This is a genomic window from Pseudomonas sp. JH-2 (genome assembly GCF_036231725.1).
GTDB lineage: Bacteria > Pseudomonadota > Gammaproteobacteria > Pseudomonadales > Pseudomonadaceae > Pseudomonas > Pseudomonas delhiensis.
Genome location: NZ_JAZAQP010000019.1, coordinates 13,004 through 32,053, shown reverse-complemented (window position 1 = coordinate 32,053; position 19,050 = coordinate 13,004). Strand labels below are relative to the sequence as shown.

The following is a 19,050-nucleotide window of genomic DNA, read 5'->3' as shown; positions in this document are numbered from 1 at the left end:
AACACAAGGGAAACACCATGCCTTCCGAGCTTTCCACCACCCGCCCGACCCCGGCGGCGGCCGACGGCCGCGCCCATCGTTTCGCCCGCTCGCTGCTCCAGCAGGCCGGCCTCGGCCTCGACGGCCGCCAGCCCTGGGACATGCGCCTGAACCACCCCGGCGTGCCGCAACGCGCCCTAGCCCAGGGCAACCTCGGCCTCGGCGAGGCCTACATGGACGGCGACTGGGACTGCGACCAGCTCGACGAGTTCTTCGCCCGCCTGCTGCGCAGCGGGGTGGTCGACCAGGTCAGCCCGGCCACGCTGATCCTCCACGCCCTGCAGGCGCGCCTGTGCAACCTGCAGACGGCGCAGCGCGCCTGGGCGGTGGGCGAGCGCCACTACGACCTGGGCAACGACTTCTACGCCGCCATGCTCGACCCACGCATGACCTACACCTGCGGCTACTGGAAGGACGCCGACGACCTGGCCCAGGCCCAGGAGGCCAAGCTCGACCTGGTGTGCCGCAAGCTCGACCTGCGCCCGGGCATGCGCGTGCTGGACATCGGCTGCGGCTGGGGCAGCTTCATGGCCTTCGCCGCCGAGCGCTACGGCGTGGAGTGCGTGGGCGTGACCATCTCCCGCGAGCAGTGCGAATGGGCGCGCAAGCGCTACGCCGGGCTGCCGCTGGAGTTCCGCCTGCAGGACTACCGCGACCTCGGCGAGCGCTTCGAACGCATCGTCAGCATCGGCATGTTCGAGCACGTCGGGCGCAAGAACCACCGCACCTTCATGGAGGTGGCGGCGCGCTGCCTGGACGACGACGGCCTGTTCCTGCTGCACACCATCGGCAAGAACCAGCGCCGCAGCGTGCCGGACCGCTGGATCGACAAATACATCTTCCCCAACGGCGACCTGCCCTCCATCGGCCAGATCGGCGACGCCGCCGACGGCCTGCTGGTGGTGGAGGACCTGCACAACTTCGGCGCCGACTACGACCGCACCCTGATGGCCTGGGCACGCAACTTCGAGGCGAGCTGGCCGCGCTTCGCCGAGGAGCTGGGCGAGCGCTTCTACCGCATGTGGCGGTACTACCTGCTGTCCTGCGCAGGGGCCTTCCGCGCGCGGGACATCCAGCTGTGGCAGTGGGTGATGTCGCGCCGCGGGGTGGTGGGTGGGTACCGGCGGGTGAGCTGACAGCCTGTAGGAGCGAGCTTGCTCGCGAACGGGGTTTGCCGGTGGCTGCGGTGTTGGGGTTGAGAGCGCCCTCTCCCTAACCCTCTCCCTGAAGGGAGAGGGGACCGTTGGGCAGAGTCGGATGCTCTGGAGTTAGCCGGCAACACCGAAAGTTTCCGGCTGAAACCATTCCTCCTCTCGGCACGGACAAGCCCCCTCTCCCTTCAGGGAGAGGGCGGGGGGAGAGGGTTGCGGACTACCGCCCACCACCACACCTCCCCGGAAAAACACCCCTCCACCGTCATTCCCCCAGCAGTCTCCCCAACCCTGGTTTAGAATCCCGCCTCCCGCCCCTCCGCCAGCCAAGCAGCATGGACATCGACCTGACCCGCACCTTCCTGGAGATCGCCCGCCACGGCAGCTTCGTCGCCGCCGCCGAGCGCATGCATGTCACCCAGACGGCGATCACCGCGCGCATCCAGAAGCTGGAAAGCCACCTCAACTGCAAGCTGTTCGTGCGCAACCGCGCCGGCGCGCGGCTGACCGCCGACGGCGAGGCGTTCATCATCTACGCCAACCAGATGCTGCAGACCTGGGAGGCGGCGCAGCGCGACCTGCCGCTGCCCGAGGGCGTGGACAACGTGCTGCACATCGGCGGCGAGGTGAGCCTGTGCAACCCGCTGATGCTGCGCTGGGTCGCCCGCATCCGGCAGGCCATCGACAGCTATGCGGTGCGCGCCGAGATCGGCAGCGGCGACGCCCTGCTGCGCCAGCTGGAGCTGGGCGTGCTGGACGCCGCCCTGGTGTACCAGCCGCACTACTGGCCGGGGATGCAGGTGGAGCAGTTGCTGGAGGAGAAGCTCATCCTGGTGCGCGCCAGGGACCCCGAGCCCTACGTGTACATCGACTGGGGCGAGGGCTTCCGCCAGCAGCACGACAGCGCGCTGCCGGACAAGGCCCGCGCGCCGGTGGCCTTCAACCTCGGCCCGCTGGCACTGCAGTACATCCTGGAGAACGGCGGTTCGGGCTACTTCCGCACGCGGGTGGTGCAGAGCTACCTCGACAAGGGCGTGCTGCGCCGCGTGCCGCGGGCCCCGGAGTTCAGCTACCCGACCTACCTGGTGTACTCCCGCGAGCGCGACTCGGTGCCGTTGCAGCAGGCCTTCGCGCTGCTGCGCGAGCTGGTGCGCGAGGACCCGGACTGGTCGCAGCGCTGGGACCCGACGCTCTGAAGGCGCCTGTGCAGGCCTTCCGCCGCCGGCTAACCGGGAGGCCTTCCCTGGCCCGCCGGGTGGCCTAGCTTTTGCCGCCGTGGCTGCGCTGGCCGCCCTTGCGGCCGGCCTCGGCAGCCCGTTCACGATCGTTGGCGAAGTTGCCGCCGCTGCGCGAGCCGCCTTTCCTGCCGGCTTCCGAAGCCTTCTGGCGGTCGTTGGCGAAGTTGCCGGGGTTGCTGTTGTTCGAAGCCATGCTGAAACCTCCGTGGGTGGATCCGCTTTCGCGGGCCGCGTATCGGCCCGCTCCTCTACTCGGAAGGCCGCAGGGCGCAATGGTTCGAAGAAGTTGCGCCAGCGGCGCCGTTCAGCGTCCGGGGGAGGCCAGCGGCGCCTGCTAGAGGTCGCCGGCCTGGTGGATGGTGGCGGCCACCCGGGCCTTGAGCCACTGGCTGAAGGCGCGCACCACCGGGCGCCCGGCCTTGAGCGCGTCGGTGACCAGGTAGTCCCGATGATCGAGGTGGCCGCAAGACCATCGCCTGCACCCTGCTCGACCTGTTCGCCCAACCGGAGCTGCTGGCCGCCGCCCGTCGCGCGACTGCAACCCGAAGGCGGCGGCGCCACTCAACCGCAGGAAGCCGCAGAGAGAGGGAGGAGCAGCCATGCCGAGCTGGATGATCAGTTACCACAAAGACGACAACACGAGCACGCTGTCGATGCCCTGCGAGCACGCGCCGGGCCTGGAGGAGGCCGAGCGCTACCTGCTGGAATGGGCCCGGCACAACCTGGAGGCCGGCGACTACGGCGCGGCCCACGAGGCCACCGACGGCAAGCCGGGCGCGCTGCTGCTGCAGCTGTACGGCATCACCATCAGCGGCATCACCCGCGAGTGAGGGGCCGCGCGGCAGGGCCGGGCACCTGTGCGGGCACCCGGCCATGCCGCGGTGCCTGCAGGGCGTTTCGAGGCAATGGTTCCCTTGGGCTGGCTGGAAATGGCTCTTTGTAGAAGGCCAATCGCCGCGCATCATGGTGGCTTTTCCCGCACCCGGAGAACGGCATGTACCTGCCCGAGCATTTCCGCGAGAGCCGCGTCGACGAGCTGCACCGCCTGATCCAGGCCCACCCGCTGGGCATGCTGGTGCACGCCAGCGGCGGTGCGCTGGACGCCGACCACATTCCCTTCGAACTGCTGCCCGAAGAGGGTTGCCTGCGCGCCCACGTGGCCCGGGCCAACCCCTTGTGGCAGCACGCCGACGGCAGCGAGGTGCTGGTGGTGTTCCGCGGCGCGGAGCACTACATCTCGCCCAACTGGTACCCCAGCAAGCACGTCGCCCATGAGCAGGTGCCCACCTGGAACTACCAGGTGGTGCACGTGCGCGGCACCCTGCGGGTGGTCGACGACGAGCGCTTCGTCCGCGGCCTGGTGGGCCGCCTCACGCGCACCCACGAAGCCGGTGAGGCGCGGCCCTGGCGCATGGCCGATTCCACCCCCGAGTTCATCGCCGGGATGCTGGCCAGGGTGGTCGGCATCGAGGTGGAGGTCCAGGCGCTGGTCGGCAAGTCCAAGCTCAGCCAGAACAAGGTGGCCGACGACGTCCGCGGCGCGGCCGCGCGCCTGGACGAGGAGGGCGCCGCCGAGCTGGCCGGGGCCATGCGCGCGCACGTGCCGTCCTGACGCGGCGCTGGCCAGCCCGCCCGCGAGCGGCTATCGTCCCGGGCGGCCTTCAATACAGTTCCAAGGACACCTCGCCATGACCGTCGCCCTGCTCATCATCGATGTCCAGCACGTCCTCTGCGGCGGCGCCGAGACCTGCTTCGACCACCAGGGCGTGGTCGAGCGCATCAACGGCCTGAGCCGCCGCGCCCGCGACCTCGGCCTGCCGGTGGTCTTCGTCCAGCACGAAGAGGCCGGGGGCGACTTCCGCCATGGCGGCCCGGGCTGGCAACTGGCCCCGGCGCTGCAGGTGGGCGAGGACGAGCCGCGGGTGCGCAAGACCACCCCGGATGCGTTCAACGGCACCGAGCTGGATGCCCTGCTGCGCCGCCTGGGCGTGACCGGCCTGGTGATCTGCGGCATGCAGACCGACTTCTGCGTGGACACCACGGTGCGCCGCGCCCTGGCCGAGGGCTACGACGTGGTGCTGGCCGGCGATGCCCACAGCACCACGGACAACGGCGTGCTGCGCGCCGAACAGATCATCGCCCACCACAACGAGGTGTTCAGCCGCATGAGCAGCTTCGCCCCGCGCCTGGAGGTGCTGCCCAGCGCCGCGGTGGCCTTCGACTAAGGCCGCGGCGCGGACAGCCGCGATTGCTTACGGCGTGTTCCTTTTAACCGCGATCCGCGCCGACATGCCCCGCTATCGCGGAAAAGTTCCGCTCCTACGGTTCCAGGGAGCACGGACGTAGGCGCAACTGTCTTGCAGGCTGCGCCGCCTCTTTCCAACCCGTAGGGTGCATAACGCCTACGGCGTTATCCGCCGCGGCCGGCGGGCACCGGCGTTCCGGCCAACGGCGGATAACCGCGAACGGTTATTCGCCCTACGGTCGAGCACGGACGTAGGAGCGGACTCCGTCCGCGATAGCCTGGGCGCCTGCAGGCGCGACCGCCGCGCGTCCGGAGCGCCGGCCATGGGCTGCCGCCGGGGGTAAGGTGAGGGGACGCGGGGGTGGTCCGGTGTGCGGGCCGGCCCGGTGCGGAGGAAGAGCCGATGGCCAGCCGAGCGACAGCCTGGCGACCGCTGCGCTGCCTGTTGCTGGCGGCGTTGCTGGCGCTTGCGGCCTGTGCCGGGCGCCAGGCCGCCGAGCCGGCCGCGGCGCCGGTGACGGCGGCCACCTGGGCGCAGGTGGACCGCGACATCGCCGATGCCTCCATGGCTGCCGCCGACAAGGCCGAGGACTATGCCCGCAACGCCATGGAGGGCTGGATGGACCTGGTCTACCAGCGCACCGACAGCGACTTCATCCCCTGGTTCTCCGGCTACTGGACGCAGCAGTGGCTGGGCCTGCGGGTGGCCTGGTACAAGCTCGGCGACAGCGAGAAGAGCCCGGCGGTCAGCCGCCTGTCCGTCTACCTGCAGGGCCAGTACCAACGCCGCGTGCTCGACCCGGTGGCGAAGCAGGTCGACCCCGCGGCGGTGATGGAAGCCGCCACCCGCTTCTACGTGCAGGCCCTGGCCGGGCAGCTGGACGCCATCCCCGAGCGCCTGGGCGTGCCGCGCGCGCAGCTGGACCAGCGCCTGCAGGCCATCCCCGCCATCGCCCTGGGCCCGCCCGCCGCCCGCGACGCCTCGCTGTACCAGCTGCTGCGGGCGAAACGCCTGGACCAGTTGCCGGCCTACCAGGCGCTGATCGCCCGGGTGCACGACGCCTCGACGCGCACCGGGGTGGACGTGGATGAGCCGGACCAGGGCGTGTCCGCCGTGGCCCGGCGTACCAGCGAGAAGCTGCTGGGCGAGGTGACCGTCAGTGGCGCCGTCGGCGCCATCGCCGCGGCGGTGGGCAAGGCGGCGGGGACGGTGCTGTCCCTGGCCAGCACCGGCTTCACCGCGCTGTCCCGTGACCGCGAGCGTCCGCAACTGGAGGCGCAACTGCGCAAGGACCTCAACGATGCCTTCGACCAGCAGTGGCTGGCACTGATGGGCAACAGCCAGAGCGGCGTGCTGGCCGGCGTGCACTACCTGTCGCTGCAGGTGGAAGCGGGCGTCGCCGCGCCCTGGACGGCGCAGCCATAGAGGGCGCCGCGCGGAACGGGTAGATTAGGCGCACTTTCCGCCCCCCGTCCCGGAGCCGCCCATGCCCACCGCCGCGCCCGCCAGGTTCCTGCCCAGCCTGGATTCGATCATCGCCGCCCATGCCGAACTGCGCGCCGCGCGGCCGCTGGTGCAGTGCCTGACCAACGTGGTGTCGGCCAACTTCATGGCCAACGTGCTGCTGGCCGCCGGGGCCTCGCCGGCGATGGTCGACAATCCCGAGGAGGCCGCCGGCTTCGCCCGCGTGGCCGGCGCCGTGCTGGTCAACCTGGGCACCCCGACCGGCGCCCTGGTGGAGGGCATGCGCCAGGCGGTGCGTTCGGCGGTGGCCCATGGCACGCCCTGGGTGCTGGACCCCATCGGCGCCGGCGGCCTGCCCTGGCGTGGCGGGGTGGCCGCCGAGCTGCTGCAGCAGCGCCCGGCGGTGGTGCGCGGCAACGCCTCGGAGATCATCGGCCTGGCTGGGCTGGGGCAGGGCGCGCCGGGCTTCGACAGTTCCGACGATCCGGCCCGCGCGGTGCCGGCGGCGGTGGAGCTGCTGCGCAACTGCCAGGCGGTGTCGGCCTCGGGGGCGGTGGACCACCTGCTGGGCTGGGTCGGCGACAGCCGCGAGAGCGCCGTGCCGCGCCTGCTGCGCATCGGCGGCGGCAGCGCGCTGTTGCCGCGGGTGACGGCCTCCGGCTGTGCCCTGGGGGCGTTGGTGGCGGCCTATGCGGCGGTGGCAGTGGACGCCTTCACCGCCCTGGCGGCGGCCCACGTGCATTTCGCCGTGGCCGCTGAAATCGCCGAGGCGGCCAGCCGCGGCCCGGGTTCCTTCGCCGTGGCCTTCGTCGACGCCCTGGACGCGGTGGACGCCAACCTGCTGCGCCAGCGCGCCAGGCTCATGTCGGTGCAGTCCACGGCCTGAGGCGAGGCGCGCTCAGTCGTCGCGGGTCAGCACTTCCAGCAGTTCGATTTCGAAGATGAGGTTGGAGTTCGGCTTGATGTGCGTGCCGATCTGCCGCTCGCCATAGGCCAGGTGGGCCGGCACGAAGAGCTTGCGCTTGCCGCCGACCTGCATGCCCATCAGCCCTATGTCCCAGCCCTTGATGACGCGTCCCGTGCCGATCACGCACTGGAAGGGGCGGCCCTTGTCGTAGGAGGAGTCGAAGACGCTGCCGTCTTCCAGGGTGCCCTTGTAGTTCGTGGTGATCAGGGCGCCCTTGACCACCGCCTTGCCGTCGCCCGGGCGGATGTCCTCGATACGCAGTTCGTCGCTCATGTCTGTGCCTCTGTCGCAGGTGGCGGCCCGGCCGGGCCGTTTCGGGGCGCCGTTTTCGCAGGAAACGCCGCGCAAGGCAACAGGCGCGCTCAGGAATCCTTGTTGAGCAACGCGGCCAGCCCGGCCAGGGCCTTGTGCGTGACCTTGGGCCCGCTGGCGCCGGCGTCGTTGCCCTGGTAATGGGCATCGACCTGGCGCTGGTGCTCGTTGTCGTGGCAGTAGAGGCACAGCAGCTCCCAGTTGGAGCCGTCCTCGGGGTTGTTGTCGTGGTTGTGGTCGCGGTGGTGCACGGTGAGTTCGCTCAGGCGCTTGCCGGAGAACTCGCGGCCACAGCGCCCGCAGATCCAGGGGTACATCTTCAGGGCCTTTTCCCGGTAGCTGCTTTCGCGGCGCTGCTGGGCCTCGGCCAGGAGCTGGTCGACCTTGCTGGTGGGTTTGGCGGGGGTTGGCATGGTGGTGGCTCGGGTGGTTGGGGGCAGGTTTTCAGCATACCTCCGCGCAGGATGGATTGTCCGTATCACCGGAGGGGGCGGCGCAGCCTGCGGGTCCAATCGCGGACGGAGTCCGCTCCTACGCGGGCCGAGCCATGCCATTCCCCTGTAGGAGCGCGCCCTGCGCGCGAATCGCGGGCAGGGCCCGCTCCTACAATGGGGCAACATGGGAGACGCGAATTTTGATCCAGTCACCCCCGCGCACGAGGGAGCCCAGAAGACAGTTGCTCCTACGAGAAGCCATGCTCGCCTGCAACGTAGGACTCTGTCCGCGATCATGGCGGATAACGCCGTAGGCGTTATGCGCCCTACGGGTCTGCGGCCGGTCGGTCGTCGGGGCGCGACCAGATCCACAGGTTGCCGATCGCCATCCCCAGCACCACCGCGTACAGCCAGTAGCCGTGGGGCAGGGTGGCCAGCATGATCGCCAGCGCCGCGAGCATCGCCAGGCTGGCGGCGACCTTGGCCCGGCGGGCGATGGCGCGGCCGTTGCGCCAGTTGGCGAGGATGGGGCCGAACAGCCGGTGGTTCTCCAGCCAGGCGCTCAGCCGGGGCGAGCTCCTGGCCGCGGCCCAGGCCGCCAGCAGGACGAACTCGGTGGTCGGCAGGCCGGGCACCACCAGGCCGACCATGCCCACGCCCAGGCTGGTGTAGGCGAGCAGGGCATAGAGCAGGCGGGCGGTGCGCGAACGGGCGGGCTGGGACATCGGGACGGCAGCGACGGGGGTGACAGGCGCATCCTGGCGGCTGCCGGGATGCGCGTCAATCACCGCGTCAGGCGCGGGCGGCGGCATGCTCGTAGGCGTGCTGCAGCAGCACGCCGAAACGCTCGAAGGCGGCCAGGGCGCCGGCTTCGGCTTCGCGCTCTTCCGCGGCGCTCAGCGCCAGGCCGTCGAGGGTGCGGGTGAAGCGCTTCCAGCCCTCGGCGCGGCCGCCGGCCGGCTCGCCCAGGTGGCGGGCGCCGAAGTTCTCGTCCAGGCCCAGGGCGGCCACGCGCTTGATCAGGAAGGCGGCGCCGAGCTTGGAGCCCTCGGAGACGAACAGCCAGCCCAGCGCTTCGGCGCGGGACGGCCTGGTGATGGCGCCGGCCACCGGCGCCGGGACTTCCGCGCCGAGGTCGGCGAGGTCGGCCTTGGCCTGCAGGGCACGGCAGCGCTCGGGCAGGTCGGGGAAGAGGGCGCCCAGCTCGGCGTCCTGGTACAGCGCCTGCAGTTCCGACTGGAACAGGTACTGGGCGACGACGAAGGGGGTGAAGTTCTCGCGGCTGGCGAAGGGCTCGTGGGCCTTCACCGCGTTGTCCAGGCGCTGGTGCGGGGCGTGGGTCGCCAGGTTCAGGCGCTGGGAGCGCAGGGCGGGGGCTTCCAGGGTGGTCATGCAACGGGTTCCTTGAAGTGGTGGATCACTGAAGACGAGACGAACGAGGGCGGGAAAAACGTAAAGAACGATGAGAGGTTTTCCTGTAGGAGCGGGCCCTGCCCGCGATTTCGCGCGCAGGGCGCGCTCCTACGGGTGAATCCGGAGGTGGGCATGGCGTAGGAGCGGATCTTATCCGCGAATCGCGCCGGTGGTTCCGGCTATCGCGGACAAGGTCCGCTCCTACACCGTCGGTACCCGCAACACCATCCTACGAAGAGCGGTTACCTCAGATATCCCACACCAGGTTGAGCGAGAAGTTGCGGCCCGGCTGGGTCAGGCGGTCGAGGTTGGCCGGGGCCAGCACCGCGGCCTCGCCGACGCTGTCGTAGCCGCGCACGTCGTCCCACAGCCAGTACTTCTTGTCGGTGAGGTTGTACACGCCGGCGTTCAGCGTCAGGTCGTCGGTCAGCTTGTAGTAGGCGGTCAGGTCGAGGATGCCGAAGCCGGGGGTCTTGAACTGGCTGCTGGTGCCGTCCGGGGCGTTGAAGGTGGTGTCGTCGACGCGGTCCTTGCGTTTGACCAGGGTCCAGTTCAGCAGGCCGCCGTAGACCTGGCCGGGGGCGTCGTAGCCCAGGCCGAACACGCCGGTCAGCGGGTTGACGCTGTTGATCGGCTCGCCGGTGTCCTTGTTGCGGCCGTAGGCGTAGGCCACCGAGCCCTTGGTGTAGAGGCCCTGGGGCGCGCCGAACGGGGCCAGTTCCAGGCGGCCCTTGAGCTCCACGCCCTTGATGATGGCGTGCTTGATGTTGTTGCTCTGGAAGGTGACCTCGTTGTAGCCGGCGGTGATGGCGTCCTCGTTGATGAAGTCGCGGTACTTGTTGTAGAACACCGAGACGTCGAAGGTGCCGACGTCGAAGGTGCCGCGCAGGCCGGTCTCGTAGCTCTGGCTGCGCTCCGGGTCGAGGTCCGGGTTGGGTTCGACGCGGTAGCCGCTGGTGGGGTTGTCGAAGCGGCCGTACAGGGCCTTGGCGGTCGGGGTGCGGAAGCCCTGGGCGTACTGGCCGTACCACAGGTAGTTGTCGTCGAAGGCGTAGGTCACGCCGAGCTTGGGCGAGAGCTGGTGCCAGGTCTTGTCCTCGCTGCTGACCTCGCCGTCGCCGCTCTGGTCCGCGGTGTTGAGGAACTCCTCGGTGATGTGCGGCTTCAGCCGGGTGTAGTCGTAGCGCAGGCCGGGCAGGAAGGTCCAGGCGTTCCAGCGGATCTCGTCCTGGGCGAACAGGCCGTAGGTGTCGATGGTCGGGTCCGGGAAGTCGCTGCTGCGCGCCAGCACGTCGCTGGCGCTGGTGGCGCCGACGGCGCTGCAACCGCGGCCCACCGCCAGGCAGGTGCCGTTGCCTTCGCGGTAGCCGGTGACCTTCTGCCGCTTGAGGTTGGTGCCGTAGGTCAGCAGGTGGTCGGTCTGGCCCAGCTCGAAGCTCTTGTCCAGCTGCAGGTCGAACACCCACAGGCGTTCCTTGTAGAGGGTGTCGCGGGTGCGCAGGACCTGGCGAGTGATGGGGTAGTAGAACTCCTCGGTGCCCTGTTCGGTCTTCGCCACCTGGTAGTTGAAGGTCCACTTGGCGTGGTCGGCCAGCGCGCTGTCGAGCAGGAACTGGTGGTCCAGGCCGAAGCGCTCGCGGGTGATGGTGTCGTTGGCCTTGCGCCACTGGTACATGCCGCCGGGCAGCACGCTGTCGGGGATGGTCGGCGCGCCGTTGAAGTAGGGGCCGCCATAGGCGCTCTTCTGGTCGGAGTCGACGTCGTCCTTGTAGTGCTCGTAGGTCAGGCCGAAGCGCGAGCCCTCGGCGTAGTTCCAGCCCAGCTTGGCCAGCACGTTGGTGGTGCGCACGTCCTCGGGGTTGGCCTCGGTGCGGGAGAGGCCGGTGCCGCCGTGGCTGCCGTAGGACTCGGTCTCGTGGCCGTTGCGCTGGCTGACGTGGAGCAGGGCGTCGAAGTCGTCGTGGCGGCCGGCGACGGTGGCGGAGGTCAGCCAGCTGTCGTCGGCCGAGCTGTAGCCGGCCTTCAGGCGCGCGCCGACGTCCTTGCCGTCCTTGATGATGTCGTCCGGGTCGAGGGTGAAGTAGCTCACCGCGCCGCCGATGGCGTTGCTGCCGTACAGCGCCGAGGCCGGGCCGCGGAGGATTTCCACGCGCTTGACGATCTCCGGGTCGACGTAGTTGCGCTCGGTCTGGGCATAGGGGCCGTTGAAGAAGGAGCCGGGGATCTCGACGCCGTCGACCTGCGTCAGCACGCGGTCGCCGTCGATGCCGCGGATGTTGTAGCCGGTGATGCCCGAGCGCTGGCCGGTGCCGCCGACGCTGACGCCCGGTTCGTCGCGCACCAGGTCCTTGATGCTGTTGACGTTGTTGCGGTCCAGGTCGGTGCGGCTGCGCACGCTGACGCTGTTCGGCACCTCGTTGACGTTCTGCGCCTGGCGGGTGGCGGTGACGGTCTGCGGCTGCAGCTCGATGGCGCGGGCGCCCGGGGTGCGGAACAGCACGACGTTGCGTTCGGAGACCTGGCGGTAGTCCAGGCCGCTGCCGGCCAGCAGGCGCTTGAGCGCCTGCTCGGCGCCCAGGCGGCCGGTGACGCCGGGGGAGGTGACGCCGCTGGCCAGTTCCGCCGGCAGGGCCACCTGCCAGCCGGTGACCGAGCTGAAGGCGTTCAGCGCGCCGGCCAGCGGCTGGCGCTCGATGGCGAAGCGGTAGCCGGCCTGGGCCTGGCTGCTGGGTTCGGCGGCCTGGGCGCTGACGGCGGGCACGGCGGCCAGGGCGATGGACAGTGCCAGCAGCGAAAGGCTGGCCGGTGCGCGCAGGCGATGCAGGGTGGAGCGTCGGGCGTGAGGGATCATCGAGGGCTCTCTTCTGAGTGTCGTCGCATTAAAAATGCGAATCAGTTGCATTGGCATCTGACGAAACGATCGAGGCCTCGGGATCGCGTAAAAATAATTTTTGGGGAATCGGGAGCCCGACCGTAGGGCGGATAACCGTTCGCGGTTATCCGCCGTTGGCCCATGCACCGAGGCCCACGAACGGCGGCGGATAACGCCGTAGGCGTTATGCGCCCTACGAGTTCGCGGGCAGGCGGGGTTCAGAACCCCAGCAACTGCCCCACCTGGTCCCCTTGCGGGTTGTCGCTGCGGCTCACCAGCGCGTAGTTGTAGTCGCCCTGGCTCCAGTAGCGCGTCAGCAGCTCGCCGTCCTGCCGCTGGCCGTGGGGCAGCAGGAGGTGGCCGGGGCCCGGCGGGCGGATGAAGAAGCTCAGGCGGTGGCCCTGGGTGTCTTCGTATATCACCAGCGCCGCCGCGCCCTGTTCGGTGGCCAGCAGGCGCGCACCGACGGTGCGCAGGCCCAGGCGGTCGAGGTCGGACGGCAGGCTGGCGTTCTCCAGGTAGCGGCCGAGCCAGTTGCGCACGTTCTCGCCGGCCCGGGTGTCCAGCGGCGCGCTGCTGCCGTTGGCGGCGAACAGGCGGTAGGCCTGCACCGCGTCCTCCATCGGCTTGCCGTGCCGGACCAGGCTCATCTCGCGGGCCTGCCAGCCGCCCAGGCTGCCCACGCCCAGGGCCACCAGCAGGCCGGCGGCGACGGCCAGGCGGGCGTGGCGGCGTTCGCGCAGGCGGCGGCGGATGTGCGCCGGGTCCAGCGCCGCGCCGGCCGGCGGCAGGGGGCGGCTGGCCAGGGCGGCGCGCAGGTGCTGGGCGTCCTGTTTCCAGCCTTCGACGCGGCGGGCGTCCTGCGGGTGGCTGGCCAGCCAGGCCTCGATCCACTGCCGGCGCTCGGCGTCCAGCTGGCCGTCGACGTAGGCGTGCAGGTCGCTTTCGGTAGGAGTCAGTTCGCTCATTTGAGTACCCGTAGGGAAGGGGCGCCGCCACTGCCTTCGCTGAGCGCGCGCAGGGCCTGGCGTGCGCGCGACAGGCGCGACATCACGGTGCCGATGGGGATCTGCAGGGCTTCGCCGACCTCGCGGTAGCTCAGCCCCTCGACGCTGACCAGGGTGAGCAGGGCGCGCTGTTCGGCCGGCAGGCGTTCGAAGGCCTCCAGGGTGGACTGGGCGCTGACGATGTCCTCGGTGGAGGGGCTGTGTTCGTCCGTGCCGCCGAACAGCGAGAGGATGCGCGCATAGCGGCGGGCGCGGCGCTGGCCGTCGACGAACAGGCGGTAGAGGATGGCGAACAGCCAGGCGCGCAGGTCGCCGTCGCCGCGCTTGCCGCCCCAGGCCGACAGGGCCTTTTCCAGGGTGGCCTGGACCAGGTCGTCGGCGCTGGCCGCGTGGCGCGTCAGGGAGAGCGCGAAGCGCCGCAGGCGCGGCAGCAGTTCGCGCAGTTGCTGGTCATCCAGTTCGTTCATCGCACCGCGGCCGTCGGCCGTCTCCGTGGTTCGTCGAGCCCGTGGGACGAACCTGCGGGCAGTTTATTCCACCGCCGATCGGCCTTGCGGCGAATTTTCCGTGTCGGGAATAACCGGGCGCCTGGGGCGTCGTACGGGCTCATCGAACGCAGCCCAACGAGGACGCCCCCATGACCCAACCCGACTCGGCGCCGCCGAACCTGCCCCTGCGCCTGGCGGCCATCGCCCTGGCGGTGGGCGGCCTGGCCGCCGCCTTCGCCTACGCCGCCGGCTGGATCGGCCCGCAGCGCCTGACCCCGGCGCGCCTGGTGGACAGCCTGGAGCGCAACGCCGGCGTCTACCCGGCCTACCGCCGCAACCACGCCAAGGGCCTGTGCGTGGTCGGCCATTTCGACAGCAACGGCGCCGGCGGCGAAGTTTCCCGCGCCGCGGTGTTCGCCCCGGGCAGCGTGCCGGTGGTGGGGCGCCTGGCCATCCCCGGCGGCAACCCGGCCTCCAGCGACGGCGCGGCGCCGATCCGCAGCCTGGCCCTGCGCTTCCTGCCCGGGCACGGCGGCGAATGGCGCACCGGCATGAACGCCATGCCGGTGTTCGTGGTGAACAGCGTGCAGGGTTTCTACGCGCTGCAACAGGCCTCGCAGCCGCAGCCGGGCAGCGGCAAGCCCGACCCGGCGAAGCTGGCCGCGTTCTTCCAGGCGCACCCGGAGACCGCCGCCTTCCGCGAATGGGTGAAGAGTTCCACACCCTCGTCCAGCTACGCCAACAGCGCCTACTACGGCCTCAATGCCTTCCTCCTGGTGGACGGGCAGGGCCGCGAGCACCCGGTGCGCTGGTCGGTGCAGCCGGAGGCGCCGTACCAGCCGATCAGCGCCGAGCAGCGCGGCGAGGCCGACTTCCTCGCTGCCGAGCTGCAGCAGCGCCTGGCCCAGGGGCCGCTCAAGTGGCGCCTGCAGCTGACCCTCGGCGAGCCCGGCGACTCCACCGCCGACGCCACCCGCGCCTGGCCGGCGCAGCGCCGCAGCATCGATGCCGGCGAGCTGGTCATCGAACGCGCGCTGCCCGAGCAGGGCGGGCCCTGCCAGGACGTCAACTACGACCCGCTGGTGCTCCCCGATGGCATCCGCGCCTCCGACGACCCGCTGCTGAGCGCGCGCTCGGCGGCCTATTCGGAGTCCTTCAACCGCCGTACCCGCGAACAGGCCGCCCTGCCGGCCAAGGAGCCGCAGCCGTGAACGCCGAACCCCGCTACTTCCCCTTGCCGTTGCGCATCCTGCACTGGCTGATGGCGCCGCTGGTGATCGCCATGCTGCTGATCGGCCTGGCCATGGTCGCCAGCGCATCGCCCGCCCACGCCACCCTGGTGGCGATCCACAAGCCCCTGGGCGCGGCCCTGCTGGTGCTGGTGCTGCTGCGCCTGGCCATCCGCCTGAGCGGCCGGGTGCCGCCGCTGCCGCGGGCGATGCCGCACTGGCAGCGACGCCTGGCCCATGCCTCGCACTACCTGCTGTACGCGCTGCTGATCCTGCAGCCGCTGGTGGGCTGGACCATGCAGTCGGCCGGCGGCTACCCGGTGGTGCTGTTCGAAGGCCACGAGCTGCCGGCCCTGGTCGATCCGTCGGTGTGGCTGCACAGCGTGCTGCGCAGCGCCCATAGCCTGATCGCCTACCTGCTGATGGCGACCATCCTGCTGCACCTGGCGGCCGCCCTGTTCCATGGCCTGGTGCGCCGCGACGCGGTGTTGCCCAGCATGACCGGCGGCCGCCTGCCGACCGCCGCCCCGGGAGAACGTCCATGAACATCCGCCCCTTCAAGCCCGTCCTGTTCGCCCTGGCCCTGGCCGCCACCCCGGCCGCCTTCGCCAGCGTGGCCGGCGACCCGCCGGCCGAGGACTACCGCTACGGCAGCCGCCCGGACATCGCCGAGGTGCTGCGCCCGGCGGACCTGGACTTCTGCGGCATCCGCGAGGTGGAGACGCTCTACCTCGACCACCACGGGCAGAAGCACCTGATGCGCTACCCGGTCTGGGGCCAGGGCTGCCCGAGCGAGAACTGACGGCAGCCCCGCGTGCCGGCCCGCGTTCACTGCCGTTGCGTGCTGCCTTCGACCACGGTGACGGTGGCGGTGGTGCCGGCGCGCAGGCGGTCGCGGCCGGCGTAGGCCGGGTCCACGGCGATGCGCACCGGGATGCGCTGGGCCAGCTTGACCCAGGTGTAGCTGGGGTTGATGTTGGCCAGCAGGCGATTGCCCGGGGCGTTCTCGCGGTCGGTGATGGCGAAGGCGATGCTCTGCACCCGGCCCTCGAAGCGCTCGCCGCTCATCAGTTCGATGCGCACCCGGTCGCCCTCGTGGATGCGCGGCAGCTTGGTTTCCTCGAAGTAGCCGCCGACGTAGAAGGAGTCGCTGTCCACCAGCGCCAGCAGCGGCGCGCCGGCGCTGGCGAAGTCGCCGGCGCGGGTCAGCAGGTTGGTCACGTAGCCGTTCACCGGGGCGTAGACGCGGGTTCGCTCCAGGTCCACCCGGGCCTGCTGCAGGGCGGTCTCGGCGAGGTGCACCTGGGCCTCGGCCAGGCCCAGGTTGGCCTGCTCGCGCACCAGCTGGGCCTGCGCCACCGAGACGTCGGTGTTGGCCTTCTCCCATTCCTCGGCGGAGATCGCCGAGCGCGCCTTGAGCGCGCGGCGGCGGTATTCCTCGCTCTGCCGCTGGCGCAGCAGCGCCTGGTTGGCGGCGATGGAGGCCCGGGACTGGCCGAGCGCGGCCCTGGCCACCGCCACCGCGCGCTCGGCGTGCTGCACCGCCAGGGCGTAGCGCTCGGGGTCGATGCGCAGCAGCAGGTCGCCCTTGTTCACGTGCTGGTTGTCCTGCACGCGCAGCTCGACGATGCGCCCGGAGACGTCCGCCGCCAGGCTCACCACGTCGGCGCGCACACGGGCGTCGCGGGTCCAGGGGGCGCAGGTGTAGTAGCTCCAGGCGTAGCTGCCCAGGACCACGGCCAGCAGCACCACGGCCAGGGTGAGGAGCGGCGGCAACAGCTTGCGTAGCGAATCCATGTCAGTGCAGCGCTCCCATCAGCAGGACCAGGCCGGCGCAGAGGCAAGCGTAGAGGGCGCCCTCGAACAGCGCCTCGTGCCACACCAGGCGCATCACGCCGATGCGCCGCAGCAGCCAGTCCAGGGCGATGAACAGGGGCAGGGCGAGGATCAGCGCCTGGGCGACGGGGGGCAGGTAGACGCCGCCGATCTCGAAGTCAGTGGGCATGCAGGTTCTCCCGCGTGGCTTGCAGGGGGGACGGGGGTTCGCCGAGCAGGTCGCGGTAGCGCTCCAGCAGGGCGGCGGCGATCAGCAGCGACACGGCGCTGGCGAACAGTGGCCGCAGGGCCAGGCCGGGGGCGGTTTCGCGTTCGGCGTGGAAGGCGTCCAGGCGCTCGCTCAGGCCGCGCAGGCGCGGCAGCAACTCGTCCAGGCCACGGCGTGGCGGCTGCGCCAGCGCCTCGGCGAGGTCGTCCAGGCACTGCGCCAGGGGCGCGCGGAAGTCCGCCGGCAGCCCCGGGGCCAGGGCCTCGCGGCGCAGTTGGTGCAGCACCACGCCGAGGGTCATGCACGCCAGGGTGCATTCGAAGCGCCGCGCCGACAGCGCCTCGCGCGCCGCCGGCAGCAGCCCGAGCATGTTCGCCAGGCGGTCCACCAGGCGGCTCTCGAAACTGAAGCGGTGCGCCTCGTCGGGCCGGGCCAGCAGCACCTGGCGTACCTCCTCGCGGCTCTGCAGGAACAGCCGGCGGATGCGCGCGTCCGGGGCGAAGGGGAAGATGCAGGCGTAGGCCAGCAGCGACAGGCCGGTGGCGAAGGCGTAGCCGCCGGCGAACTCGAACCACTGGATGGCGTCGTTGAACCAGACGCCCTGGTTCTGTGGCCCGACCATGAGGAAGCTGGTCAGCCCCAGGCCGATGGCGATGCCGGCGGTCTGCGGGCTGTACAGGCCGATGGCGACCAGGTACAGCAGCGGCGCGAGCAGCAGCGCCAGCATCTCGAAGTCGGCCACCGTCGGCAGTCCGAGGAACAGCAGCAGCGCCGAGGCCAGGAAGGCCAGCAGCAGGCCGCGCAGGTAGTTCTGGCAGGCCGCCAGCGGCCGCGGGAAGGTGGCCAGCAGGGAGCAGAGGATGGCCACCAGGATCAGCCCGCCGCGGGCGCCGTCCCAGGCCGTCTCGATCCACACCAGCGCGCCCAGGCTCAGCGCCAGGAAGGCGCGCGCCCCGTTCATCAGCGCCAGGCGGTAGTCCAGGTGCAGGGCCTGGGCGCGGCCCTGGTGCACCGCGCAGCTGCCCGGGCGGCCCTCGCGGATGGCCTCGGCCAGCTCCAGCATTTCGTCCAGCTGCTGCATCAGCCGCGCCTGCTCGTAGCGCAGGCCCCAGGCCAGCGAACGCAGGGCGGCGGGCAGGCCGTCGGCGAGCTGCTCGACTTCGCTGGCGGCGTTGTCGAAGCGCCGGCGCAGTCGGGTGATGCGCTTGCGGCTGGCGGCGGGCAGGGCGTTGCCGTGGCGCGCCAGTTCTTCCAGGCAGGCCAGCTCGTCCTCGCGCAGGCGCTGCACGGCTGGCGGCAGCGGGCCGTCCAGGCGTTGCAGGACGAGCGTGCGCTGGCGGTGCAGGATGGCCAGGCGCGAGGTCATCAGCACCAGTTGGTTGCCCAGCAGCTGCACCAGGCCGTCGACGCTGCGCAGGCGCGGGGCGTCGAAGTAGAGGTGGCGGCGCAAGCCTTCCAGGGCGCCGATCTCGCCCAGCAGCTGCATCTGCCGGCGGCGGAAGTCTTCCTCCGGCTCCTGCGCGCGCACCGCCGCGGCGGCATGCACGGCGATCAGCCGCAGCAGCACGTCGACCTTGGCGAAGTAGCCGCGCGCCACGCCTTCGGGGCGGGCGAAGAACAGGCTGACCAGGGTCACGCAGGCCACCCCCAGCAGCGTCTCGGTGACCCGCGTGATGGCCAGGCCGTAGGTGCCCTGCGGGTCGGGCTGGGCCAGCAGCGCCACTATCACCGCGGTGAAACCGGCGAGCACGAAGGCATGGGAATGGGTGTAGCGCAGCAGGGTGCCGCCGGCGGTGCACAGCCCCAGCCACAGCGCCAGGGTGAGCAGGAAGGGCAGCGGCGCCTGGGGGAACAGCGCCATGACGCCCACCGCCACCGCGCCGCCGAGGGTGGTGCCCAGCACCTGGGCGAAGCTCTTCTGCAGGGTCATGCCGGCCAGCGGCTGGCTGATGATGACCACCGTCATGCTCGCCCACTTGGGTTGGTCGAGGTCGAGCAGGAAGGCCAGGTACAGCGTCAGCAGCCCGGCCAGCACGGTGCGCAGGGCGAACAGCAGGCTGTCGGCCGTGGGCTGCAGCAGGGCGCGGAGGTAGACGAGCAGGGGTTGCATGCCGGCTCCGGGGCGGCTGGGGAACCCCCTTCAGTC

20 protein-coding genes and 1 pseudogene are annotated in these 19,050 nt (G+C 71.0%); 10 read left to right on the top strand and 11 right to left on the bottom strand.

Annotation, left to right across the window (positions count from 1 at the left end; translation table 11 throughout):
- Positions 1-17: 17 nt before the first annotated feature.
- Positions 18-1,175, top strand: coding sequence for a cyclopropane fatty acyl phospholipid synthase (cfa, locus tag VV867_RS15115; RefSeq protein ID WP_275630090.1), 1,158 nt, complete (start codon positions 18-20; stop codon positions 1,173-1,175).
- Between the two features lie 350 nt (positions 1,176-1,525).
- Entirely contained in the window at positions 1,526-2,386 is an 861-nt protein-coding gene (locus tag VV867_RS15110) for a LysR family transcriptional regulator (RefSeq protein ID WP_328566848.1), read from the top strand.
- 64 nt (positions 2,387-2,450) lie between these two features.
- Here the strand turns inward: VV867_RS15110 and VV867_RS15105 are convergent.
- Positions 2,451-2,597, bottom strand: a pseudogene (locus VV867_RS15105) (general stress protein); the annotation flags it as partial.
- Between the two features lie 430 nt (positions 2,598-3,027).
- Between VV867_RS15105 and VV867_RS15100 the strand changes: the two are divergent.
- The 5 genes from VV867_RS15100 to thiM all read left to right on the top strand — a co-directional run bounded on the left by VV867_RS15100 (position 3,028) and on the right by thiM (position 7,024).
- On the top strand, positions 3,028-3,258 hold the full coding sequence (locus tag VV867_RS15100) for a hypothetical protein (RefSeq protein ID WP_089392078.1): 231 nt from the start codon (positions 3,028-3,030) through the stop codon (positions 3,256-3,258).
- Between the two features lie 164 nt (positions 3,259-3,422).
- A complete protein-coding gene (locus VV867_RS15095) occupies positions 3,423-4,040 on the top strand; it encodes an FMN-binding negative transcriptional regulator (protein ID WP_328566847.1) in 618 nt (205 codons plus the stop codon).
- A 76-nt stretch (positions 4,041-4,116) separates the two neighbouring features.
- Complete coding sequence (locus tag VV867_RS15090) at positions 4,117-4,653, top strand: cysteine hydrolase family protein (RefSeq protein ID WP_328566846.1); 537 nt, start codon at positions 4,117-4,119, stop codon at positions 4,651-4,653.
- A gap of 423 nt (positions 4,654-5,076) precedes the next feature.
- Positions 5,077-6,099 carry a hypothetical protein gene (locus VV867_RS15085; RefSeq protein ID WP_328566845.1) on the top strand — a complete coding sequence of 341 codons (1,023 nt, stop codon included), beginning with the start codon at positions 5,077-5,079 and terminating at the stop codon, positions 6,097-6,099.
- A gap of 61 nt (positions 6,100-6,160) precedes the next feature.
- Positions 6,161-7,024, top strand: a complete 864-nt coding sequence (gene thiM, locus VV867_RS15080) for a hydroxyethylthiazole kinase (RefSeq protein WP_328566844.1) — start codon at positions 6,161-6,163, stop codon at positions 7,022-7,024.
- Positions 7,025-7,036: 12 nt separating this feature from the next.
- Here thiM and VV867_RS15075 read toward each other — a convergent pair whose 3' ends face one another.
- From VV867_RS15075 to VV867_RS15045, 7 genes are all read right to left on the bottom strand, one after another.
- Positions 7,037-7,378 (bottom strand): FKBP-type peptidyl-prolyl cis-trans isomerase, encoded by a 342-nt coding sequence (locus tag VV867_RS15075; RefSeq protein WP_109933626.1) that lies wholly within the window; start codon positions 7,376-7,378, stop codon positions 7,037-7,039.
- 89 nt (positions 7,379-7,467) lie between these two features.
- Complete coding sequence (locus VV867_RS15070; protein WP_043317887.1) at positions 7,468-7,830, bottom strand: YajD family HNH nuclease; 363 nt, start codon at positions 7,828-7,830, stop codon at positions 7,468-7,470.
- Positions 7,831-8,177: 347 nt separating this feature from the next.
- Entirely contained in the window at positions 8,178-8,576 is a 399-nt protein-coding gene (locus VV867_RS15065) for a YbaN family protein (RefSeq protein WP_328566843.1), read from the bottom strand.
- Between the two features lie 67 nt (positions 8,577-8,643).
- Positions 8,644-9,243, bottom strand: coding sequence for a biliverdin-producing heme oxygenase (locus tag VV867_RS15060; RefSeq protein WP_109933628.1), 600 nt, complete (start codon positions 9,241-9,243; stop codon positions 8,644-8,646).
- Positions 9,244-9,511: 268 nt separating this feature from the next.
- The gene (locus VV867_RS15055) at positions 9,512-12,115 is read right to left on the bottom strand and encodes a TonB-dependent receptor (RefSeq protein WP_328566842.1); all 2,604 of its coding nucleotides are present in this window, start codon (positions 12,113-12,115) and stop codon (positions 9,512-9,514) included.
- Between the two features lie 239 nt (positions 12,116-12,354).
- Positions 12,355-13,104, bottom strand: a complete 750-nt coding sequence (locus tag VV867_RS15050; RefSeq protein ID WP_109935583.1) for an anti-sigma factor family protein — start codon at positions 13,102-13,104, stop codon at positions 12,355-12,357.
- Positions 13,101-13,610, bottom strand: coding sequence for a sigma-70 family RNA polymerase sigma factor (locus VV867_RS15045; RefSeq protein WP_109935584.1), 510 nt, complete (start codon positions 13,608-13,610; stop codon positions 13,101-13,103). Before VV867_RS15045 ends, VV867_RS15050 begins: the two co-directional genes overlap by 4 nt.
- A 170-nt stretch (positions 13,611-13,780) precedes the next feature.
- Between VV867_RS15045 and VV867_RS15040 the strand changes: the two genes are divergently transcribed.
- From VV867_RS15040 to VV867_RS15030, 3 genes are read left to right on the top strand one after another with little or no spacing between them, the layout of a single operon-like run.
- On the top strand, positions 13,781-14,842 hold the full coding sequence (locus VV867_RS15040) for a catalase family peroxidase (RefSeq protein WP_328566841.1): 1,062 nt from the start codon (positions 13,781-13,783) through the stop codon (positions 14,840-14,842).
- Positions 14,839-15,405, top strand: coding sequence for a cytochrome b (locus VV867_RS15035; RefSeq protein WP_275630102.1), 567 nt, complete (start codon positions 14,839-14,841; stop codon positions 15,403-15,405). Before VV867_RS15040 ends, VV867_RS15035 begins: the two co-directional genes overlap by 4 nt.
- Positions 15,402-15,662 carry a DUF2790 domain-containing protein gene (locus VV867_RS15030; RefSeq protein ID WP_328566840.1) on the top strand — a complete coding sequence of 87 codons (261 nt, stop codon included), beginning with the start codon at positions 15,402-15,404 and terminating at the stop codon, positions 15,660-15,662. Before VV867_RS15035 ends, VV867_RS15030 begins: the two co-directional genes overlap by 4 nt.
- A gap of 26 nt (positions 15,663-15,688) precedes the next feature.
- Here the strand turns inward: VV867_RS15030 and VV867_RS15025 are convergent, their stop codons facing one another.
- From VV867_RS15025 to VV867_RS15015, 3 genes are read right to left on the bottom strand one after another with little or no spacing between them, the layout of a single operon-like run.
- Complete coding sequence (locus VV867_RS15025; RefSeq protein WP_328566839.1) at positions 15,689-16,657, bottom strand: HlyD family secretion protein; 969 nt, start codon at positions 16,655-16,657, stop codon at positions 15,689-15,691.
- 1 nt (position 16,658) lies between these two features.
- Complete coding sequence (locus VV867_RS15020) at positions 16,659-16,865, bottom strand: DUF1656 domain-containing protein (protein WP_089392092.1); 207 nt, start codon at positions 16,863-16,865, stop codon at positions 16,659-16,661.
- Positions 16,855-19,014: an FUSC family protein gene (locus VV867_RS15015; RefSeq protein ID WP_109935589.1), complete on the bottom strand. Its 2,160-nt coding sequence runs from the start codon at positions 19,012-19,014 to the stop codon at positions 16,855-16,857. Before VV867_RS15015 ends, VV867_RS15020 begins: the two co-directional genes overlap by 11 nt.
- Positions 19,015-19,050 lie beyond the last annotated feature (36 nt).